The sequence below is a fragment of the Streptomyces sp. NPDC039424 genome (assembly GCF_055639495.1).
Window position 1 is genome coordinate 1 of the sequence record NZ_JBVKAI010000014.1, and the last position, 20296, is coordinate 20296.

Annotated in this window: 18 protein-coding genes and 5 tRNA genes; 13 read left to right on the forward strand and 10 right to left on the reverse strand. The window is 70.2% G+C overall.

The window, feature by feature from the left end:
- Window positions 1-915: acyl-CoA carboxylase subunit beta (locus tag ACZ7L0_RS29560; protein WP_471245575.1), on the forward strand; the 915-nt coding region annotated here is incomplete at its 5' end.
- Between the two features lie 57 nt (window positions 916-972).
- Window positions 973-1167 carry an acyl-CoA carboxylase subunit epsilon gene (locus ACZ7L0_RS29565; RefSeq protein WP_471245576.1) on the forward strand — a complete coding sequence of 65 codons (195 nt, stop codon included), beginning with the start codon at window positions 973-975 and terminating at the stop codon, window positions 1165-1167.
- Window positions 1168-1308: 141 nt separating this feature from the next.
- On the opposite strand, the gene ACZ7L0_RS29570 is transcribed toward ACZ7L0_RS29565, so the two are convergent.
- The 8 genes from ACZ7L0_RS29570 to ACZ7L0_RS29605 all read right to left on the reverse strand — a co-directional run bounded on the left by ACZ7L0_RS29570 (window position 1309) and on the right by ACZ7L0_RS29605 (window position 11973).
- On the reverse strand, window positions 1309-1890 hold the full coding sequence (locus ACZ7L0_RS29570; RefSeq protein ID WP_026248371.1) for a GTP-binding protein: 582 nt from the start codon (window positions 1888-1890) through the stop codon (window positions 1309-1311).
- Window positions 1871-2440, reverse strand: coding sequence for a DUF742 domain-containing protein (locus ACZ7L0_RS29575; RefSeq protein WP_388796717.1), 570 nt, complete (start codon window positions 2438-2440; stop codon window positions 1871-1873). The genes ACZ7L0_RS29570 and ACZ7L0_RS29575 overlap by 20 nt, the downstream gene beginning before the upstream one ends.
- A 94-nt stretch (window positions 2441-2534) precedes the next feature.
- Window positions 2535-2948, reverse strand: a complete 414-nt coding sequence (locus tag ACZ7L0_RS29580; RefSeq protein WP_004983065.1) for a roadblock/LC7 domain-containing protein — start codon at window positions 2946-2948, stop codon at window positions 2535-2537.
- Window positions 2949-2958: 10 nt separating this feature from the next.
- Window positions 2959-6222: a nitrate- and nitrite sensing domain-containing protein gene (locus ACZ7L0_RS29585; RefSeq protein ID WP_471245577.1), complete on the reverse strand. Its 3264-nt coding sequence runs from the start codon at window positions 6220-6222 to the stop codon at window positions 2959-2961.
- 380 nt (window positions 6223-6602) lie between these two features.
- Window positions 6603-7178, reverse strand: coding sequence for a GTP-binding protein (locus ACZ7L0_RS29590; RefSeq protein WP_132855910.1), 576 nt, complete (start codon window positions 7176-7178; stop codon window positions 6603-6605).
- On the reverse strand, window positions 7159-7557 hold the full coding sequence (locus ACZ7L0_RS29595; protein WP_019058642.1) for a DUF742 domain-containing protein: 399 nt from the start codon (window positions 7555-7557) through the stop codon (window positions 7159-7161). The genes ACZ7L0_RS29590 and ACZ7L0_RS29595 overlap by 20 nt, the downstream gene beginning before the upstream one ends.
- Window positions 7558-7668: 111 nt before the next feature.
- Window positions 7669-8082 (reverse strand): roadblock/LC7 domain-containing protein, encoded by a 414-nt coding sequence (locus ACZ7L0_RS29600; protein WP_003993189.1) that lies wholly within the window; start codon window positions 8080-8082, stop codon window positions 7669-7671.
- 9 nt (window positions 8083-8091) lie between these two features.
- Complete coding sequence (locus tag ACZ7L0_RS29605; protein WP_471245578.1) at window positions 8092-11973, reverse strand: sensor histidine kinase; 3882 nt, start codon at window positions 11971-11973, stop codon at window positions 8092-8094.
- Window positions 11974-12534: 561 nt separating this feature from the next.
- On the opposite strand from ACZ7L0_RS29605, the gene ACZ7L0_RS29610 reads away from it, so the two are divergent.
- The 9 genes from ACZ7L0_RS29610 to ACZ7L0_RS29650 all read left to right on the forward strand — a co-directional run bounded on the left by ACZ7L0_RS29610 (window position 12535) and on the right by ACZ7L0_RS29650 (window position 16560).
- Window positions 12535-12723, forward strand: coding sequence for a hypothetical protein (locus ACZ7L0_RS29610; protein WP_471245579.1), 189 nt, complete (start codon window positions 12535-12537; stop codon window positions 12721-12723).
- Between the two features lie 190 nt (window positions 12724-12913).
- Complete coding sequence (locus ACZ7L0_RS29615; protein ID WP_471245580.1) at window positions 12914-13699, forward strand: fumarylacetoacetate hydrolase family protein; 786 nt, start codon at window positions 12914-12916, stop codon at window positions 13697-13699.
- Window positions 13692-15176 (forward strand): glutamate--tRNA ligase, encoded by a 1485-nt coding sequence (gltX, locus tag ACZ7L0_RS29620; RefSeq protein ID WP_471245581.1) that lies wholly within the window; start codon window positions 13692-13694, stop codon window positions 15174-15176. Before ACZ7L0_RS29615 ends, gltX begins: the two co-directional genes overlap by 8 nt.
- A 97-nt stretch (window positions 15177-15273) precedes the next feature.
- The gene (locus ACZ7L0_RS29625) at window positions 15274-16008 is read left to right on the forward strand and encodes an HAD family hydrolase (RefSeq protein WP_471245582.1); all 735 of its coding nucleotides are present in this window, start codon (window positions 15274-15276) and stop codon (window positions 16006-16008) included.
- A gap of 91 nt (window positions 16009-16099) precedes the next feature.
- Window positions 16100-16171: transfer RNA gene (locus tag ACZ7L0_RS29630), tRNA-Gln, on the forward strand.
- 21 nt (window positions 16172-16192) lie between these two features.
- Window positions 16193-16265 (forward strand) — tRNA-Glu (locus ACZ7L0_RS29635).
- 29 nt (window positions 16266-16294) lie between these two features.
- Window positions 16295-16367 (forward strand) — tRNA-Glu (locus tag ACZ7L0_RS29640).
- 20 nt (window positions 16368-16387) lie between these two features.
- A tRNA-Gln gene (locus ACZ7L0_RS29645) sits at window positions 16388-16459 on the forward strand.
- Window positions 16460-16487: 28 nt separating this feature from the next.
- Window positions 16488-16560 (forward strand) — tRNA-Glu (locus ACZ7L0_RS29650).
- Between the two features lie 51 nt (window positions 16561-16611).
- Here ACZ7L0_RS29650 and ACZ7L0_RS29655 read toward each other — a convergent pair.
- Entirely contained in the window at window positions 16612-17259 is a 648-nt protein-coding gene (locus ACZ7L0_RS29655) for a MerR family transcriptional regulator (RefSeq protein WP_471245583.1), read from the reverse strand.
- Between the two features lie 127 nt (window positions 17260-17386).
- Between ACZ7L0_RS29655 and ACZ7L0_RS29660 the strand changes: the two genes are divergently transcribed.
- Window positions 17387-17872, forward strand: coding sequence for a DUF4188 domain-containing protein (locus ACZ7L0_RS29660; protein WP_471245584.1), 486 nt, complete (start codon window positions 17387-17389; stop codon window positions 17870-17872).
- An 88-nt stretch (window positions 17873-17960) separates the two neighbouring features.
- Here the strand turns inward: ACZ7L0_RS29660 and ndgR are convergent, their stop codons facing one another.
- Entirely contained in the window at window positions 17961-18677 is a 717-nt protein-coding gene (gene ndgR, locus ACZ7L0_RS29665; protein ID WP_471245585.1) for an IclR family transcriptional regulator NdgR, read from the reverse strand.
- Between the two features lie 187 nt (window positions 18678-18864).
- On the opposite strand from ndgR, the gene leuC reads away from it, so the two are divergent.
- Complete coding sequence (gene leuC, locus ACZ7L0_RS29670) at window positions 18865-20295, forward strand: 3-isopropylmalate dehydratase large subunit (protein ID WP_471245586.1); 1431 nt, start codon at window positions 18865-18867, stop codon at window positions 20293-20295.
- The last annotated feature ends 1 nt before the right edge of the window (window position 20296 follow it).

Below are 20296 nucleotides of genomic sequence, written 5' to 3' on the forward strand. Positions count from 1 at the left end.
CTCGGCGGTGCGGACGTGCACGCCGAGACGAGCGGTGTGTGCCACTTCGCCTACGACGACGAGGAGACCTGCATCGCCGAGGTGCGCTACCTCCTCTCCCTCCTCCCGCAGAACAACCGCGAGAACCCGCCCCGGGTGGAGTCCGCGGACGCGGTGGACCGCCGTTCGGACGTCCTGCTGGACCTGGTCCCCGCGGACGGCAACCGGCCGTACGACATGGTCAAGGTCATCGAGGAGATCGTCGACGACGGCGACTACCTGGAGGTCCACGAGCGCTGGGCCCGCAACATCATCTGCGCGCTGGCCCGGCTCGACGGCCAGGTGGTCGGCATCATCGCCAACCAGCCGCAGGTCCTCGCGGGCGTCCTGGACATCGAGGCCAGCGAAAAAGCTGCGCGCTTTGTCCAGATGTGTGACGCTTTCAATATCCCGATCGTCACCTTCCTGGACGTCCCGGGGTTCCTGCCGGGTGTCGACCAGGAGCACGGCGGGATCATCCGGCACGGCGCGAAGCTGCTGTACGCCTACTGCAACGCGACCGTGCCGAGGATCTCGCTGATCCTGCGCAAGGCGTACGGAGGTGCGTACATCGTGATGGACAGCCAGTCCATCGGTGCCGACCTGACGTACGCGTGGCCGACGAACGAGATCGCCGTGATGGGTGCGGAGGGCGCGGCCAACGTGATCTTCCGGCGGCAGATCGCGAACGCCGAGGACCCCGAGGCCATGCGGCAGAAGATGGTCAAGGAGTACAAGGCCGAGCTGATGCACCCGTACTACGCGGCCGAACGCGGCCTCGTCGACGACGTCATCGACCCGGCCGAGACCCGCGAGGTGCTCATCAAGTCCCTGGCGATGCTGCACACCAAGCACGCCGACCTGCCGTCCCGCAAGCACGGCAACCCCCCGCAGTAACCCGGCGGAACCTCCGCGGTACCCCCGCGGAAACCTCTCTCACGGAGACTGACACCCATGGACAACGCTGACATCCGCGTCGAGAAGGGCCACGCCGAGCCCGAGGAGGTCGCCGCCATCACGGCCGTCCTCCTGGCCCGTGCGGCCGCCCAGCCGGACGCCACGGCCCAGACCCACCGTGGCCGCGCCAAGGCCGGCTGGCGCCGCCTGGAGCGGGAGCCCGGCTTCCGCGCCCCGCACAGCTGGCACTGAGCTCGTACGACGGTAAAGGGCCCCTCCTTCGGGAGGGGCCCTTCTCCGTGTGTGCCCGGCCTGTGTGTCCGGCTGTGTGCCCGGCCCACACGAAGGGGCCCCCTCCGCAGGGAGGGGGCCCCTTCGAGCACGTACCGTCGGCTACCGCAGGCGGGCCATCAGCGCGTGCTCCACGAGAGTGATCAGCGCGGACTTGGCGTCGGCGCGATGGCGGGCGTCCGTCGTGATGATCGGCGTGTCGGGGCCGATCTGGAGCGCCTCGCGGACCTCGTCCGGGTTGTACGGCTGGTTGCCGTCGAAGCCGTTGAGGGCGATGACGAAGGGGAGACCCGAGTTCTCGAAGTAGTCGACCGCGGGGAAGCAGTCGGCGAGACGGCGGGTGTCCACCAGGACGATCGCGCCGATGGCGCCGCGGACCAGGTCGTCCCACATGAACCAGAAGCGGTCCTGGCCCGGCGTACCGAAGAGGTACAGGATCAGGTCCTGGTCCAGGGTGATGCGGCCGAAGTCCATGGCGACCGTGGTGGTCGTCTTGTCCCCGGTGTGGGTGAGGTCGTCGATGCCCGCCGACGCGGAAGTCATCACGGCCTCTGTGCGCAGCGGGTTGATCTCCGAGACGGCGCCGACGAACGTGGTCTTGCCCACGCCGAAGCCGCCCGCCACCACGATCTTCGCGGAGGTGGTGGAGCGGGAAGGACCGCCGCTAGAGCTTGCGAAGTCCACTGAGCACCCTTTCGAGCAGTGTCACGTCTGGCTGGCCACCGGCGTTCTCGTCGCCGCCGGGCTGATGGATGGCGACCAGGCCCGCCTCCGCCAAGTCGGCGACGAGGATCCTGGCCACGCCGAGGGGAATGGTCAGCAACGCCGAGATCTCGGCTACCGACTTGATCTCTCGGCAGAGGTTGCAGATCCGCTGATGCTCGGGCAGCTGGCCCTGCATCTGGTGCGGCTGCGCGGTGGTGTGCACCAGTGCCTCGATGGCGAGCTGGTACCGCGGGCGGGTCCGGCCACCGGTCATGGCGTACGGACGCACCAAGGGGTTGTTCGACGCCCCGGCGGGCGACGGCTCAGGTCGACGCTGCGGCTGCACCGGCTGGATGCGCGGCGCGGGCGGCTGGTCGTACGGCGACGGGCCGGGGCCCTGCGGCGCGTACGGCTGCCGGTGGCTCGGGGCGGAGGGGAAGTTGTACCGGTTCGCCGAACCGTCGCCCTGGCCCTGAGCAGGGCCGTAGGACCAGTTGCCCGAAGACGAACCGCCTGGGGGTGTTGCCACTTTCTCCTCCTCCGACTGCGCCGGGCACCCATCCCTGTGGAGCCGCGTCCCGAAACCTTACGGCTACGGGACGCGAAAACGCACCGTCTGACTGTTAGTTGAGAAGGCTTCCCTGGAGTTCCGCCCGGAGATCGGGGGTAAGGACCGTGCCCGCGCGGTCCACCAGAAGCGCCATTTCGTACCCGATGAGGCCGATGTCCGCCTCCGGGTGGGCGAGGACGGCGAGCGACGAACCATCGGAAATGGACATGATGAAGAGGAATCCCCGCTCCATCTCCACAACCGTCTGGTTCACACTGCCACCCTCGAAGATCCGGGAGGCGCCTGCCGTCAGAGACGTCAGACCGGAGGCGACGGCCGCGAGCTGGTCGGCGCGGTCGCGGGGGAAGCCTTCGGACATCGCCAGAAGGAGTCCGTCGGCGGAGACCACCACCGTGTGGGACACCCCCGGGGTGTTGTCCACGAAGTTGGTGATCAACCAGTTCAGGTTCTGTGCCGCCTGGCTCATCGGGCTCACACTAACGCTCCTGGTTGTAGGTGCTGTCAGGACCGAAGCCCTGGCCGTTCGTTTCACTGCCTGCGCTGCGTCCGCGCTGGACGCCTCGACGCAGGTTGCTCAGCCTGCCCCGGACGTCCTCCGGGGCGCGGGAGACCTGTGGGCCTCCCTGGGGGGTGGTCTCGGCGGCGCCCTCGACCAGGTTGGCCTTGGGTACCCGCCGCGGCAGACCCGAGGAGGTGACCCCGCCTGCCTTGGGCTTCCGGAGCTGCGAGGCCTGCTGCCAGCGCTGGTCGTTCGCCGAACGCCAGTCGCCGTTGCCGCCGTTGCCGCCGCTCTCCGGTGCGGAAGCCGAGGCTTCCCGCGTCACGTGCCGCGTACCGTTCGCGCCGCCGGCGCCGTTCGAACCGCTCGCGGCGGATCCACGGCGGGGCAGCCCGGCGTCGGTCAGTGCGTGACCGGCGGGGGAGGACGTTCCCGGACGGTCGAAGCCTACGCGGTCCCGCTCGCTCACGTCACCGGCCTGCGCCGATTCCGCTTCCGGAGCGTACTGGGCCGGGTACCCGTTCTGGTAACCGTCCTGCTGCGGCCAGTCGTCCTGGTAGGACTGCTCCTGGTAGGCAGGGTACGACTCGGACGCGGCGGACTGGGCGGCCGCGGGCTCCTCCTGGGCCGGCTCCGCATACGTGGGCTCGGGGTAGCCGCCGCCCGACGAGAAGGCGTCGTTCTGCGGCAGGCCGCCGTTCGGCGCGTAGTACTGCTCCTCGTACGCGGGCTGCTGCGGCTCCTCGTAGGCCGTCTGCGCCTGCTCCCGGTACGCCTGCTGGGGGTCGTAGGCCGCGGGCTGCTCCTGGTAGCCGGTACGGCTGCCGTCGTAGCCCTGGGCGTCGAACTCGTCGGCGTACGCGGACGCCTCGGAGGCGTCCTGCGGGTCGTGCGGGTGGGACTGGGCCTCCAGGGCCGCACGGCGCTCCTCGCGCATCAGCGAGCGGCCCACCGGGTCCAGTTCCCGGATGTCGTCGGGGACGTCCGCGTAGCGGCTGTCGTCGAAGCCGAGTTCGGCCGCCGTGCGCATCGGCTGGAGCTGCTGCTGCTGCGGGTTGAAGCTCTCGCCCTGGAACTGCTGCTCCGGGATGATCTGGGAGACCGTGAACTCGTCGCGGTCCAGCGCCTGCTCGCCGCCACCGCCGTGCGTGATCGCGTCCGGCAGCATGACCAGCGAGGTCGTGCCGGCCTGCTCTCCGGAGGGGCGCAGCTGGACGCGGATGCCGTGCCGGTCGGACAGCCGGCCGACCACGAACAGGCCCATGCGCTGGGAGATCGCGGCGTCCACGGTCGGCGGGTTGGCCAGCTTGTGGTTGATGTCCGCGAAGTCCTCGGCGGTGAGGCCGATGCCCTTGTCGTGGATCTCGATCATGATGCGGCCGTCGGGGAGACGGGTCGCGGTCACGCGGACCTTGGTCTGCGGGGAGGAGAACGTGGTCGCGTTCTCCAGCAGCTCGGCGAGCAGGTGCACGAGGTCGGTGACCGCGCGGCCGTGGATCTCGGCCTCGGGGACGCCGGAGAGCTCGATGCGCTCGTACTGCTCCACCTCGGAGGAGGCGGCGCGCAGCACGTCGACCAGCGGGACCGGCTGGTCCCAGCGGCGGCCGGGCTCCTCGCCCGCGAGGACCAGGAGGTTCTCGCCGTTGCGGCGCATACGGGTGGCCAGGTGGTCCAGCTTGAAGAGGTTCTCCAGCTGGTCCGGGTCGGCCTCGTTGTTCTCCAGGTCGGTGATCAGGGTCAGCTGGCCCTCGATCAGCGACTGGTTGCGGCGCGAGAGGTTGGTGAAGATCGCGTTGATGTTGCCCCGCAGCAGGGCCTGCTCGGCGGCGAGCCGGACGGCCTCGCGGTGGACCTGGTCGAAGGCCCGGGCGACCTCGCCGATCTCGTCGGTGGACGTGATCGGGATGGGCGCCACGCGGGTGTCGACGCGGCCGGGGTCGGTGCGGGAGAGCTGGTCGACCAGCATCGGCAGGCGCTGCTCGGCGATGCCGAAGGCGGCGTTGCGCAGCTGGCGCATCGAGCGGCTCATCTGGCGGGCCACCATGCCGGCCAGGATGAACGCGGCGAGCAGGGCGACCACGACCACGGCACCGGTGATGAAGGCGTCGGTCTTGGCGTCGTCGGCGATGCCGGAGGCCTCGCTCACCGCCTTGTCGGCCAGGTCGGACTCGATCTGCCGGTAGGCGTTGTACTTGAGGGTGTTGACCGCCCACCAGTTCTGCGCGGTGATGCCCTTCTGGGCGAGGCCGGCGCGCGTGGTGGTGTCGGTGTCCTTCAGCGTCGCCAGGGCGGAGACCATCGTCTCCACCTTGGACGGCGGGGCCACGTAGTTCGGGTCCTCGGCCTTGGCTTCCCGCGCCATCACCGCGCCGTCGGTCTTGACCTTCTTCTCGGCGTCGTCGAGCTTCTGCGCGTCGGCCTCGGTGCCACCGCCGATGTACTCCTCGACGGCGATCCGCTCCAGGTAGGCGTAAGAGGACAGGGAGACCCGCTGGGTGGCCAGGTTGCCGTCGTCCGGGCCGGGCTTGATCAGCAGGTGCATGCCGATGGAGCGCTCCAGCGACAGAGCGGCCTTGGTCAGCGAGATGGCGTAGACGGTACGGCCGTAGGAGGTGATGTTGCCGGTGCCCAGACCGAGCTCGTTGGCGAACTCCATCAAGGGGTGGCTGACCTTGATGTACCCCTCTTCGGTGTTCACGCCGGTGAGCTGGGTGGTGTAGGCGGCGGCGCGCAGCTGCTGGAGCTTGGGCTCGACCTCGCGGAACAGCTGCAGTCGGCGCTTCAGGCCGGACTTGTCCGGCATGTTCTGCGCGGCCTGGTCGAAGGCGTCGGCGGCCTGGTCCGTCTTCTTGCGGATCGTGGTGACGGTGGTGTTGTCCCGGCCCTTGCCCTGGAGCAACGGGGCGGCGGTGATGTCGCGCTCGTTCTCGAGGGCGTCGGCGTAGGCGAGGGCGGTACGGACCAGACGCGCGGTGTTCTCCGCGTCGCGGGCCTCCTGCCAGGTGTCGATCGAGTTCTTTACCTGGAAGCCGCCCATGACGAGGCCGACCATCACGGGTATGAGCAGGATCGCGTTCAGCCGGGTCGGCACGCGCCAGTTGCGCGGGGAGAAACGCCCGCCGCTCGGGGCGGGGGCGGCCGTCGGCTCGTTACCGGGCACAGGGGTGGGCGCCGCAGCGCGCGGCGGCGGGGTGAAGTTGCCCCGCGCCGACGGCTCGGGACCGTTCTTGCTTCGCCTCACTCGACCAACAACCTCTCGGCGGCGGGCACCTACGTCGTGCCGCAGTCTCTCAGAGCCCGGTGTGTCATAGACCACTAGTCAGTACGTCTTTGACTATTGGGCAGTTCAGGCATTCCAGCACGGGGGCATGCGCACTTCCAAACAGCGGAAACCTCTGATTGGGAGTGATGTAAGCCCCAGATAAAACGGTCATAAAGAGCGAGCCCCGCCAAAAGACGGGGCGTTTGTGAGCGCAGCGGCACCACGCGACCGCGACGCGTGGCGATACCACCCGATTCCTCTGCCGAAACGTTATGAACACCGGAGCCGACCGTGTCAAAGGCCACAGCCGGCTCCGATGCGTCAACGGCAACGTTCCCATTGCAATAGCGACTTGGGTGCTACCTCAACCGCGCCATCAGGGCGTGCTCCACCAGCGTGATCAGCGCACTCTTGGCATCGGCGCGGTGCCGGGCGTCGGTGGTGATGATCGGGGTGTCCGGCCCGATCTGCAGGGCCTCGCGCACCTCTTCGGGCTGGTACGGCTGCTGTCCGTCGAAGCCGTTGAGGGCGACGACGAACGGCAGACCGCTGTTCTCGAAGTAGTCCACGGCCGGGAAGCAGTCGGCCAGGCGCCGGGTGTCCACCAGCACCACCGCGCCGATGGCGCCGCGGACCAGGTCGTCCCACATGAACCAGAAGCGGTCCTGGCCCGGCGTACCGAAGAGGTACAGGATCAGGTCCTGGTCGAGCGTGATGCGGCCGAAGTCCATGGCGACCGTGGTGGTCGTCTTGTCCCCGGTGTGGGTGAGGTCGTCGATGCCCGCAGAGGCGGACGTCATCACGGCCTCCGTGCGCAGCGGGTTGATCTCCGAGACGGCACCGACGAACGTGGTCTTGCCCACGCCGAAGCCACCCGCCACCACGATCTTCGCGGAGGTGGTCGCCCGGCCCCCGTCAGAGCTTGCGAAGTCCACTGAGCACCCTTTCGAGCAGCGTCACGTCCGGTGCGCCGCCGTTGTTCTCGTCGCCGCCCGGCTGGTGGATGGCCACCAGACCGGCCTCGGCGAGGTCCGCGACGAGGATGCGGGCCACGCCCAGCGGCATGGCCAGCAGCGCCGACACCTCGGCGACCGACTTCACCTCACGGCACAGGTGGCAGATCCGCTGGTGCTCCGGGAGCAGTCCCATGAGCGCTGCCGGGTCGGCCGTGGTGCTGATCAGCGCCTCGATGGCGAGCTGATAGCGCGGCCGGGTCCGGCCACCGGTCATCGCGTACGGACGTACCAGCGGCTGGTCGCCCTCGTCCCCGTACGGCTCGGCGTACGGATCATGAGAGGCGGTGGGCGGGGTCATGAATCCTCCGGGCGGGACAGCAAGTCGGTCAGTCAAGCCGTCTGACGAGGCCGGTGGGGGGATTGTGGCGGCCGGACGGTGATGTGGTGAGGGGAGTGGTACCGAGGCCTGTCAGTGGAGCAGACTGCCCTGTAGTTCGGCGCGCAGGTCGGGCGTGAGAACCGCACCCGCGCGGTCGACGAGCAGCGCCATCTCGTAACCGACGAGGCCGATGTCGCACTCGGGGTGGGCGAGGACGGCCAGGGACGACCCGTCCGAGACGGACATCAGGAAGAGGAACCCGCGTTCCATCTCGACGACCGTCTGCGCCACGCTCCCGCCCTCGAAGATCCGGGAGGCCCCGGCCGTCAGCGAGGTGAGACCGGACGCGACGGCCGCCAGCTGGTCGGCGCGGTCACGCGGGAAGCCTTCGGACATCGCCAGAAGGAGGCCGTCGGCGGACACGACGACGGTGTGGGACACCCCGGGGGTGTTGTCCACGAAGTTGGTGATCAACCAGTTGAGGTTCTGTGCCGCCTGGCTCATCGGGCTCAACTAACGCTCCTGCTGGTGAGTGGTGCTCGGGAAACTGCCCGTCTGGCCGTTGCCGGCCTGACGACCCTGCGCGATACCCCGACGGAGATTGGTCAGCCGGCCGCGTACGTCGTCGGGCGCACGCGAGACCTGCGGACCGGTTTGGTGCTGTTGCTGCTGAGCCGTGCCCGGTACGAGGTTCGCTCGGGGCACCCGGCGCGGCAGGCCGGAAGTGGTGACGCCGCCCGCGGCCGGCTGCCGTACGCGCTCTGCCTGCCGGACGAGTTCGTCGTTCGGCGAGGTGCGCCAGGAGCCGGTTGCGGGACGCTGTGGAGCCGCCGAGGCGGCGGGGGCCGGAGCCTGCGGGGCCGGGGCCTGCGGCTGCTGCGGGGCCGGAGCCGCAGCGGAGCCGTTGCTCTGCTGCGGTTCCTGCTGGCCGCCCTGGCCATGGAACCAGTTGGTCTCCAGGGTGTCGTACAGCGGTGTACGACCGTCCCCGGGACCGCTGGCCGGCGGCAGCGCCTCGGGCTCCTGACGGGCCGGACGCTGCTGCGGGGCCGGCGGACGCGGCGTGCCGAGGTCGGCACCGCGGCCACCGGTCTGCGGCCGTTCGAACTGGCCGGTGCCGGAGCCGTTGTGGCGGCCGGGCAGGGCGTGCTGCCCGGTGGAACCGTTGTCGTAGCCCGGCGCGGCGAACTGGCCGGTGGAGTTGGGGTCGTAGCCCGGTGCGGCGAACTGGCCGGTGGAGCCGGCGTCGTACGCCTGCGGGGCGGCGAACTGGCCCGTGGCGGAGGGGTCCGGCTGCCCGGCCGGGGTGCCGAAGACGTCGGGGCGGACGAACGGGCCCGTGCCCTGTCCGCCACTCGTGTCCGGGCGGGGGAACTGGCCGGTGTTCTGCGGGTCGTCGGCGCCCGGGCGGGTGAACTGGCCCGTGTTCCGGGAGCCGTTCACACCGTTCAGGTCCGCGCGGGGGAACTCGCCCGTGGCGGCCGGACCCTGCCGGTCGTCGAACCGCCCGATCGCGGGCATCTCCGCGGTCGCGCCCGGACCCTGCCGGTCGTCGACGCGCGGCATCCGCGAGGTCTGCTGCGCCGGGTCCTGCTCGTCGTGGCCGCGCGGGGTGTCCAGCGAGGCACGCGACACCGGCGGCTGGGCGTTGTCGTCGCTCCAGCTCGGCGACTGCTGGGGGTTGCCGCCGGGCAGCTCGGCCCGCGGGCCGCCGCGCGGCGGCAGCTGGGGCTGGCGGCCCTGGTCGGAGGCGTTCTTGCCGCGCTGCGGGGGAACCGGGCCGCGGTTGTTGCCGAAGGCGTCCTGCTGCTGCGCGCCCGTGCCGGCGGCCTGCAGGCCCTGCGGGGCACCCGGCGCCTGACCTGCCGGACCGCCGAAGACGCCCGCACCGGCCGGAGCGGGCCGGCCCTGCTGTGGTCCACGCGCTCCGCCGGGCGCGCCGGGACGGCCGCCCTGGCCCGCGCCGGGCAGCGCCGCCCGCGGACCCTGACCGGAACCGACCTGGCCGCGCGAGCCGGGACCGGCCCCCATGCGTCCGCCACCCGAGGGCGCACCCCCGCCGAGCGCGCCACCGGGCGCGCCCGCACCGAAGGAACCGCCGCCGAGGGCGCCACCGGGCGCACCGGCGCCGAGGGAGCCGCCGTTGCCGCCCGCCCGTCGGGCGGCGGCGGCACCGGCGGCCGCCTGCGCGGCGGCCGGACCGCCCGCGGAGGGCCCGCCGGGCTTGCCGGGAGTGGGCTTCCTGCCGCCCTGGGCGACGTCCACGGGGAGCATGACCAGCGCGGTCGTACCACCGGAGTCGGACGGGCGCAGCTGGATGCGGATGCCGTGCCGCTGGGACAGCCGGCCGACCACGAACAGACCCATGCGGCGGGAGACCGACACGTCCACGGTGGGCGGCGAGGCGAGCCGCTCGTTGATCGCCGCGAGGTCCTCGGGGGAGAGGCCGATACCGGTGTCGTGGATCTCGATCAGCACCCGGCCGTCGGGCAGCGCGTGACCGGTGACCTTGACCTTGGTCTGCGGGGAGGAGAAGGAGGTGGCGTTCTCGAGCAGCTCGGCGAGGAGGTGCACGAGGTCGTTGACGACGCGGCCGGCGACCTCGGTGGTCGGCACGGAGGCGAGCTCGATGCGCTCGTACTGCTCCACCTCGGACGCGGCGGCGCGGAGCACGTCGACCAGCGGGACCGGACGGGTCCAGCGGCGGCCGGGCTCTTCACCGGCGAGGACGAGGAGGTTCTCACCGTTACGGCGCATACGCGTCGCGAGGTGGTCGAGCTTGAACAGCGAGGACAGCTGGTCCGGGTCGGCCTCGCGGGACTCCAGTTCGGAGATCAGCGACAGCTGGCGCTGGATCAGACCCTGGGAGCGGCGCGAGAGGTTGGTGAACATCGCGTTGACGTTGCCCCGCAGCAGGGCCTGCTCGGCGGCGAGGCGGACCGCCTCGCGGTGCACGTCGTCGAAGGCCGCGGCCACCTGGCCGATCTCGTCCCGGGAGTGCACACCGACCGACTCCACGGAGGTGTCGACGTCCTGCGGGTCGGACTCCGACAGCTGCTTGACCAGCTCGGGCAGCCGGTCCTGGGCGACCTTGGTGGCGGTCTCCTGCAGACGGCGCAGCGAGCGGATCATGGAGCGGGCCACGACGAAGGCGCCGACCAGCGACACGCCGAGGACGAGGAGGATCAGCGCACCGGAGATGATCGCGTCGCGCTCGGTGGCGCTGCGCAGCTCGCGGGCCTTCTGCTCCATGTCCTCGAGCAGCGTGTGCTCGATCTTCTTCATCTGGTCGATCTTGGTGGAGCTCTCGTCCACCCAGTCGCGGTAGGACCGCTTCTGCAGTTCGGCGAGTCCGTCGGTGCTGCCGAGGGCGCGGTTGGCGTAGGTGTCCGCGGACTTGATCGTCGCGTTGCCCTCGTCGATGGGCTGGAGGAGCTCCGCCGCACCCTGCTTGTCGTAGATCTTCCGGAAGATGGAGAGCTCGGAGGTCTCGCTGGCCAGCGCCGACTGCGCGTACAGCCGGTCGTTCTCGGAGATACGGCCGGTCGTCGTGTTGTTGTCGGGCAGGGCCGCGGCGATCACGGCGCGCTGCACGGACGCGTACTCCTTGGCGGTGGAGAACGCCGCCAGGGCGCGGGTGCGCGTGATCATCTCCGGGTTGCTGGAGGCCTCCGCCATGTCCTGCGAGAGGTCGATCAGCTGGGTGATCAGGCGGTGGTAGGCCTCGACCGTCTGCGTCGAGTTGTTCTTCGACTGGTAGGCGGACTTGCGGATCTTGGCGAGCCCGTCCAGCTGGCCGGCCAGTCCGACGAGGCTGTCGCGGACGCCCTGGAGCTGGCCGTTCTTGGTGGCGTCGTCGATCTCCTCGGAGGCGTCGAGGAAGTTGTCGCGGGCGTCGTCGGTCTTGTCCTGGAGGCCCTTGACCGTGTAGTCGGTCACCTTCAGGCCGTGGGCCAGCGGACCGGCGGACTGGTCGCGCTCGTCCTGGAGCGCGGTGGCCAGCTCGGTGGCCTGCTTGGTCATGTCCGTCAGCAGCTTCATGTTGTCGAGCTGCTGGATGTCGTCCATCGACTGGCTGATGCGCAGCGCGCCCAGCGAGGTCGCGGCGACCACGGGCAGCGCGAGCAGCGACACCAGGCGCGTGGAGATGCGCCAGTTGCGCAGGGCTACGCGCGAGCCGGGGCCGGGCGGGCTCTTGGCGGGCTTGACCGGGGGAGTGGGGCTCGTGGCTCCCGAAGGTGCCGACGCGCCGGGGCGCCCGGAGCGCTCACCGCCGTCGCCGGACGGGGCCGGGCCCGGGTTCTGGGCGTGCTGGGGCGAGGAACCGCGGTCGGTCCCGCCATGCGGCTCCGGCTCCGCCGAAGCACTGCCATCCCTCTTGAAACGTCCCTGCACTAGCGTCGCAACCTCTGGACCAGGCGCCCCTCCGCGCGAACGGAAGGACACGGTGTCGGCGTTGTGGAGAGCGCCCTGAACGCGCCCTCCTGGGTGGTCGTGAGTGACCGGCGCTTCCCCCTGTCTCGCCGCCACTCGGCGCTGCGTCGCGCCCGCTGTGCACCGGCTCGATCCTGCGGCGGTCCGTGGAATTCCAGCACAGTGCCGGATCTCCAACAAGGGCCGTGGACCGAGCTGTGACCTCCGTGACAGCACGTGAGTGAGGGATTACGGGGTGTGGAAACCGTTTCCGTACATAAAGGACTTTCCCCAGCGAGTCGCTGGGGATAGACCGGTGTCCCAGTCGCCATGATCGGGAGCGGAATGATGGCTTCAGTGGGCCAATGTCCGTTTCGCTGGGTCGTGTTACAGGTCGGAATTGACCGGTTTGCGCACAGATCCGTGAGCAAACTCACACGCTGATCACGACTACTTCACGCCTTCGTCGGGGAATCGCGTGTTTAGCCTGGCGCTTTACAAATACGGCGACAACGACAACAAGAACAGGGCTCAGGACAAACCGTGAAGACGACGATGATGTTCCGCACCATAGCCAACCCGCGGCGCACGACTCTGGCGCACCTCGAGGACGCCGACGAACTGCAGACCCCGGAGCAGCCGGAGCACTCCGTCGACCTGCCCACCCAGACCGCCAACCCCAGGCGCACCATCCTCACCGAGGTCCCGGTCGGGGCCTCCGTCGCCGAGTAGTACGCACACCGGCCGCCGAATGCTCACGGCGGCCGGAAGTCGCGGGCCTCGCACGCGGCCCGACGAAGACAGGGCGCCCCCGCACCAGGGGCGCCCTTCGTAATGCGCGAGGTCCGCGGCCTCTTCCGCGTTAGCCTGGAGCGTCAGACTCCAGCCGGCTCGGTCACAAGTTAAGGGGCGCAAGGATCCCGTGCGCATCGCCAGGTTCTCCATCGACGGGAACGTCGCCTTCGGCGCGGTCGAGGGCGACAAGCAGGACGAGCTCGTCCTCGACATCATCAAGGGCATCCCGTTCGCGGACTACGCGCTCTCCGGTACGAAGGTGCCGGTCAGCAAGGTCAGGCTGCTGCCGCCGGTGCTCCCCAACAAGGTGGTGGCGTTCGGCCGCAACTACGCCGAACACGCGCGTGAACTCGGCAACGAGGTGCCCGACGCGCCGTTCGCCTTCTTCAAGCCCTCCACCTCGGTGATCGGCCCCGGCGACGACATCCAGTACCCGCCCTTCTCCCAGGAGCTGCACCACGAGGCCGAGCTGGCCGTGGTGATCGGGCGCATGTGCCGCGAGGTGCCGCGCGAGCGCGTCCAGGATGTGATCTTCGGCTACACCTGCGCCAACGACGTCACCGCCCGCGACGTCCAGAAGCGGGAGAAGCAGTGGGCGCGGGCCAAGGGCTTCGACACCTCCTGCCCGCTCGGCCCCTGGGTGGAGACGGACCTGGACCTCGCCACCGCCTCCGACCTGACCGTCCAGCTCACCGTCAACGGCGAGCAGCGCCAGCTGGGCCGGACGAGCGAGATGATCCACTCCATCGAGGACCTGGTCGTCAACATCTCCGAGGCGATGACGCTGCTCCCCGGCGACGTCATCCTCACCGGCACCCCGGCAGGGGTCGGCCCCCTCAACGTCGGCGACGAGGTCGCCGTCACCATCGAAGGCATCGGCACTCTCACCAACAAGGTTGTCAAGCGTGGCTAGCGCACCCGCCTCCCCCGTTCGCGTCCGTTTCTGCCCCTCGCCCACCGGTAACCCCCACGTGGGCCTGGTCCGCACCGCCCTGTTCAACTGGGCGTTCGCCCGGCACCACCAGGGCACCCTGGTCTTCCGCATCGAGGACACCGACGCGGCCCGCGACTCCGAGGAGTCCTACAACCAGCTGCTCGACTCGATGCGCTGGCTGGGCTTCGACTGGGACGAGGGCCCCGAGGTCGGCGGCCCGCACGCGCCGTACCGCCAGTCGCAGCGCATGGACCTCTACAAGGACGTCGCCCAGAAGCTGCTCGACGCCGGTCACGCCTACCACTGCTACTGCTCCCAGGAGGAGCTGGACACCCGCCGCGAGGCCGCCCGAGCCGCCGGCAAGCCGTCCGGCTACGACGGCCACTGCCGCGACCTGAGCGCCGGGCAGGTCGAGGAGTACAAGGCCCAGGGCCGTACGCCGATCGTCCGCTTCCGGATGCCCGACGAGACGATCACCTTCACCGACCTGGTCCGCGGCGAGATCACGTACCTCCCGGAGAACGTCACGGACTACGGCATCGTCCGTGCCAACGGCGCCCCGCTGTACACGCTGGTCAACCCGGTCGACGACGCCCTGATGGAGATCACCCACATCCTGCGCGGCGAGGACCTGCTCTCCTCCACCCCGCGCCAGATCGCCCTGTACAAGGCGCTGATCGAGCTGGGCATCGCGCAGGGCATCCCGGAGTTCGGCCATCTGCCGTACGTGATGGGCGAGGGCAACAAGAAGCTCTCCAAGCGCGACCCCCAGTCGTCGCTCAACCTCTACCGCGAGCGGGGCTTCCTCCCCGAGGGCCTGCTCAACTACCTCTCCCTGCTCGGCTGGTCGCTCTCGGCCGACCAGGACATCTTCACCATCGGCGAGATGATCGCGGCCTTCGACATCAAGGACGTGAACCCCAACCCGGCCCGCTTCGACCTGAAGAAGGCCGAGGCGATCAACGCCGACCACATCCGTCTGCTGGATGTGAAGGACTTCACGGAGCGCTGCCGCCCCTGGCTGCAGCCGCCGTTCGCCCCCTGGGCGCCGGAGGACTTCGACGAGGCGAAGTGGCAGGCCGTCGCGCCGCACGCGCAGACCCGCCTGAAGGTCCTGTCGGAGATCACCGACAACGTCGACTTCCTGTTCCTGCCCGAGCCGGTCTTCGACGAGGCGAGCTGGACGAAGGCGATGAAGGAGGGCAGCGACGCCCTGCTGCGCACCGCCCGCGAGAAGCTCGAGGCCGCCGACTGGACCTCGGCCGAGTCCCTGAAGGAGGCCGTCCTGGCCGCCGGCGAGGCCCACGGCCTCAAGCTCGGCAAGGCCCAGGCCCCCGTCCGGGTCGCCGTCACCGGCCGCACGGTCGGCCTGCCGCTGTTCGAGTCCCTGGAGATCCTGGGCAAGGACAGGACGCTGGCCCGTATCGACGCGGCGCTGGCGAAGCTGGCGGCGTGAGGGAACGCACCGGCCTGTGAGGGGCGGCACCCGGTCCGGGGTGCCGCCCCTTCGCGTTCCCCGGACGCGGCCCGCGGCGCCGGGTTACCGTCGGGTCATGAGCATTCGGGCCGTGGTCTGGGACGTCGACGACACCCTCTTCGACTACACCGCCGCGGACCGCGCCGGCATGCGGGCCCATCTGGCGGCGGAGGGGCTGCTGGACGGGTACGACAGCGTCGAGCAGGCCATCACGCGGTGGCGGGAGATCACCGACCGGCAGTGGGCCCGCTTCTCCGCAGGGGAGACCTCCTTCCAGGGCCAGCGCCGGGACCGGGTACGGGTGTTCCTGGGCGAGGAACTGACCGACGCCGAGGCCGACGACTGGTTCGAGCGTTACATCCGTCACTACGAGACCGCCTGGGAGCTCTTCCCGGACGTGCTGCCCGTCCTGGACGCCCTCGCCGCGAGTCACCGGCACGCCGTGCTGTCCAACTCGAGCATCCACGTGCAGGAGCGCAAACTGCGCGCCCTCGGCGTGTGGGACCGCTTCGAGGCCGTCCTGTGCGCCGCCGAGCTCGGCGTCTCCAAGCCGGAGGCCGGGGCGTTCCTGGCGGCCTGCGAGGCGCTCGGCCTGCCCCCGCACGAGGTGGCGTACGTCGGCGACCACCCGGAGATCGACGGGCGCGGCGCCGCGGAGGCGGGTTTGCTGTCCGTGTGGATCGACCGTGGCGGGGTGTACGTGGCGGCGGCCGAGGGGGGCCACCCGCCGCACCGGATCGCCTCCCTCGCCGAACTCCCGGCGATCGTCCGTGCGGATACCCGTTTTGGAGCCCCGTCCACCTTCGGGTAATGTTCTTCCTGCGCCGAGGGAAGCGGGCCGGAAGGCCGGAGGACCTCAGCGCAGTACTAGAACAAAATCCCCTCAAGGGCTTGCGTTCCAGTGGCCTATGGTGTAATTGGCAGCACGACTGATTCTGGTTCAGTTAGTCTTGGTTCGAGTCCAGGTAGGCCAGCTCGCAGAGCTCATCTGCAAAGCCCCCGTTGTGTAGCGGCCTAGCACGCTGCCCTCTCAAGGCAGTAGCGCCGGTTCGAATCCGGTCGGGGGTACTGGTCCTGACTCTGTCGGGATCGCTAGGGCCCCCGTTGTGTAGCGGCCTAGCACGCCGCCCTCTCAAGGCGGTAGCGCCGGTTCGAATCCGGTCGGGGGTACAAACTGGTCTAAACCACATTGGTCTATGGTGTAATTGGCAGCACGACTGATTCTGGTTCAGTTAGTCTTGGTTCGAGTCCAGGTAGACCAGCTCGGATCTGCGGAAACGTAAGATCCTCGCCCCCGTTGTGTAGCGGCCTAGCACGCCGCCCTCTCAAGGCGGTAGCGCCGGTTCGAATCCGGTCGGGGGTACGTCAGGCGAAGGCCCTCCACTTCGGTGGGGGGCCTTCGGCGTTCTCCCGCTCACTTCCCGCCGAACCGCCGCCGTGACTCCTCCGCCTCCGCCAGCCGGCGCAGGCTCAGCAGCACCGGCTCGTACAGCACGGTCAGCGCCACCGCGGCCTCCACCTGCTCGTCCGGCGTTCCGTAGCGCTCCACCAGGTCGAGATCGGTGACCGCGATCCGCTCCATCGCGCGGGCGTACGGCTCCAAGTCCTCGGCGGAGCACGGATAGCCGAGCCGGGAGAGCGTGCAGATCGCGGTCAACAGCATCCCGTACGCCGGTGCGGTGGGCGTCTCGGACGTACGGCCGTAGTTCCAGCCGAGCCGGTCCAGGAGGGCGTCCGCGGTGCGCCGGGCCGCCTCGTACGCGGGGTCGCCCTCGTCCGGCGCCGGTCCGTGCGGGAGGGCCCACACGGCGGTGCCCAGTCGCTCGTTCCGGTCGAGATCCTCGTCCCGCAGGGCGGCGAGCACCTCACGGGCCGAGGCCACCGGGATCCGTCCCACCTGGATCAACGCGCGCACCAGACGCAGCCGCCGCAGATGCTCCTCGTCGTACTCGGCCTGTGTGGCCGTGATCCGGCGGCCGGGGTGCAGCAGCCCTTCGCGCAGGTAGTACTTGATCGTCGCCGTCGAGACACCGCTGCGCGCGCTCAGCTCTGCCAGTCGCATCCGCCTCGCACCCTCTTTCCTCTTGCGCTTTCCTCTTGCGCTCCCCATTGGAGAGTGTCACTATCCAAGCATGGATAGCGCCGCTATCCAATGTTCGGGTCAGGACTGTGAGGGAGTGGGGGACGTGATGGGTGCCAAGCCGATCGAAGGGCGCATGACCGCGGCGGGCGAGGACGAGGTGGTCGTCTTCCTGATCGGGATGCGGATCAACAGCTTCACCTCGCTGCGCAGTTGGCTGCCGGTGGCCCGGGCCATGGGGCCGATGATCGCGGAGCTGTCGCGCGATAAGGGCAGCGGGCTGCTCGGATACCAGTTCCTGCTGGGCTTCCCGCGTGTGCTGTACGTGGTGCAGTACTGGGACTCGAAGGAGAAGCTGCTCGCCTACGCGTCGGCGCCGGACGGGAAGCACCGGCCCGCGTGGGCCGCCTTCAACCGGCGGCTGCGCGAGGGGAAGGGCAACGTCGGCTTCTGGCACGAGACATACGTCGTGCCGGCCGGGTCGTACGAGTCGATCTACGTGAACATGCCCGAGTTCGGCCTCGGGAAGGCCACGGGCGTCGTCCCGGTCGGACGGCGGGGCGACCGGGCGGCCGACCGGCTCGGCAGGTCCTGAGCGGATCCGCTGCTCGACGGCGTTGTGCCGGGAGGGGCCTGCCGCGGCGTTGAGGCAGGCCCCTCCCGGGTGACGTACGGGCCGGCGGTCAGCCGGAGCGGCGCAGAGCCTCGGAGAGGCGGGCGGCGGCGTCGATGACCGCCTGGGCGTGCATACGGCCCGGGTGGCGGGTCAGGCGCTCGATGGGGCCGGAGACGGACACCGCGGCCACGACGCGGTTGGAGGGGCCGCGTACGGGCGCGGAGACGGACGCGACGCCCGGCTCGCGCTCGCCGATCGACTGGGCCCAGCCGCGCCGCCGTACGCCCGACAGGGCCGTCGCCGTGAAGCGGGCGCCCTGGAGGCCACGGTGCAGGCGCTCGGGCTCCTCCCAGGCCATCAGGATCTGCGCCGACGAGCCGGCCTTCATGGTCAGCGTGGAGCCGACCGGGACGGTGTCCCGCAGGCCGGACAGGCGTTCCGCCGCCGCCACGCAGATCCGCATCTCGCCCTGGCGGCGGTAGAGCTGCGCGCTCTCGCCGGTGATGTCCCTGAGGTGGGTGAGCACCGGGCCCGCCGTGGCCAGCAGGCGGTCCTCGCCCGCCGCCGCGGCCAGCTCGGCCAGGCGCGGGCCCAGAATGAAACGGCCCTGCATGTCGCGCGCCACCATGCGGTGGTGTTCCAGAGCCACGGCCAGCCGGTGGGCCGTGGGTCGTGCCAGTCCGGTGGCCCCGACCAGACCCGCGAGGGTGGCCGGACCGGACTCCAGAGCGCTCAGGACGAGGGCCGCCTTGTCCAGAACGCCGACGCCGCTACTGTTGTCCATGCAACGATACTCGCGTCTCACTCTGTGAAACGCAAGTTCAATTTTCCGTGGAACACGCCACCCTTGAATACACAACGGCCCGCGGACCAACGGGCCCGGCGGCGGACGCCCGTATCTGGGGCGCGGGTGCCGCCTCCTCAAGATCTCTAGTTGGGCCGGCGCACCTTTGCCGGCCGGAGGGAAAGCGATGGGTAGGACACTCGCGGAGAAGGTCTGGGACGACCACGTCGTCCGGCGCGCCGAGGGCGAGCCCGACCTCCTCTTCATCGATCTGCACCTGCTGCACGAGGTGACCAGCCCGCAGGCCTTCGACGGGCTGCGCCAGAACGGCCGCCGGGTGCGCCGCCTCGACCTCACCATCGCGACCGAGGACCACAACACCCCGACCCTCGACATCGACAAGCCCATCGCGGACCCGGTCTCCCGCGCCCAGCTGGAGACGCTGCGCAAGAACTGCGCCGACTTCGGCGTCCGGCTGCACCCGCTGGGCGACGTCGAGCAGGGCGTCGTGCACGTCGTCGGCCCGCAACTGGGCCTGACCCAGCCCGGCACGACCGTCGTCTGCGGCGACTCGCACACCTCCACGCACGGTGCCTTCGGCGCGCTGGCGTTCGGCATCGGCACCTCGCAGGTCGAGCACGTGCTGGCCACCCAGACGCTGCCGCTGGCCCGCCCGAAGACCATGGCGATCACCGTCGAGGGCGAGCTGCCCGACGGCGTCACCGCCAAGGACCTGATCCTGGCGATCATCGCGAAGATCGGTACGGGCGGCGGCCAGGGCTACATCCTGGAGTACCGCGGCTCCGCCATCGAGAAGCTCTCGATGGAGGCCCGGATGACCATCTGCAACATGTCGATCGAGGCCGGCGCCCGCGCGGGCATGATCGCCCCCGACGAGACCACCTTCGCGTACCTCCAGGGCCGCCCGCACGCCCCCGAGGGCGCCGACTGGGACGCCGCGGTGGAGTACTGGAAGACCCTGAAGACGGACGAGGACGCGGTCTTCGACGCCGAGGTCGTCATCAACGCCGACGAGCTGTCGCCGTTCGTCACCTGGGGCACCAACCCCGGCCAGGGCGCGCCGCTTTCGGCCGCGGTCCCCGACCCGGCTTCGTACGAAGACGCTTCGGAGCGCCTTGCCGCCGAAAAGGCCCTGGAATACATGGGGTTGGAGGCCGGGCAGCCGCTGCGCTCCATCAAGGTGGACACCGTCTTCGTAGGCTCCTGCACCAACGGCCGCATCGAGGACCTGCGCGCCGCCGCCGAGATCGTCAAGGACCGCAAAGTCGCCGACGGCGTACGGATGCTGGTCGTCCCGGGCTCCGCGCGGGTGGGTCTGCAGGCCGTCTCCGAGGGCCTGGACGTGGTCTTCAAGGAGGCCGGCGCCGAGTGGCGGCACGCAGGCTGCTCGATGTGTCTGGGCATGAACCCCGACCAGCTGGCCCCGGGTGAGCGCTCCGCGTCCACCTCCAACCGCAACTTCGAGGGCAGGCAGGGCAAGGGCGGCCGTACGCACCTGGTGTCGCCGCAGGTCGCGGCCGCCACGGCGGTGCTGGGCCACCTGGCCTCCCCGGCCGACCTGTCCGACGCCGCAACCCGTACGCCCGCTGGAGTCTGAT

Excerpts from the sequence above, each read along its gene's own strand:
- ndgR (WP_471245585.1), bottom strand. The coding sequence starts at position 18,677 with ATGGACAACAGTAGCGGCGTCGGCGTTCTGGACAAGGCGGCCCTCGTC.
- leuC (WP_471245586.1), top strand. The coding sequence starts at position 18,865 with ATGGGTAGGACACTCGCGGAGAAGGTCTGGGACGACCACGTCGTCCGG.
- ACZ7L0_RS29655 (WP_471245583.1), bottom strand. The coding sequence starts at position 17,259 with ATGCGACTGGCAGAGCTGAGCGCGCGCAGCGGTGTCTCGACGGCGACG.
- ACZ7L0_RS29600 (WP_003993189.1), bottom strand. The coding sequence starts at position 8,082 with ATGAGCCAGGCGGCACAGAACCTCAACTGGTTGATCACCAACTTCGTG.
- ACZ7L0_RS29660 (WP_471245584.1), top strand. The coding sequence starts at position 17,387 with ATGGGTGCCAAGCCGATCGAAGGGCGCATGACCGCGGCGGGCGAGGAC.
- ACZ7L0_RS29580 (WP_004983065.1), bottom strand. The coding sequence starts at position 2,948 with ATGAGCCAGGCGGCACAGAACCTGAACTGGTTGATCACCAACTTCGTG.
- ACZ7L0_RS29565 (WP_471245576.1), top strand. The coding sequence starts at position 973 with ATGGACAACGCTGACATCCGCGTCGAGAAGGGCCACGCCGAGCCCGAG.
- ACZ7L0_RS29595 (WP_019058642.1), bottom strand. The coding sequence starts at position 7,557 with ATGACCCCGCCCACCGCCTCTCATGATCCGTACGCCGAGCCGTACGGG.
- ACZ7L0_RS29625 (WP_471245582.1), top strand. The coding sequence starts at position 15,274 with ATGAGCATTCGGGCCGTGGTCTGGGACGTCGACGACACCCTCTTCGAC.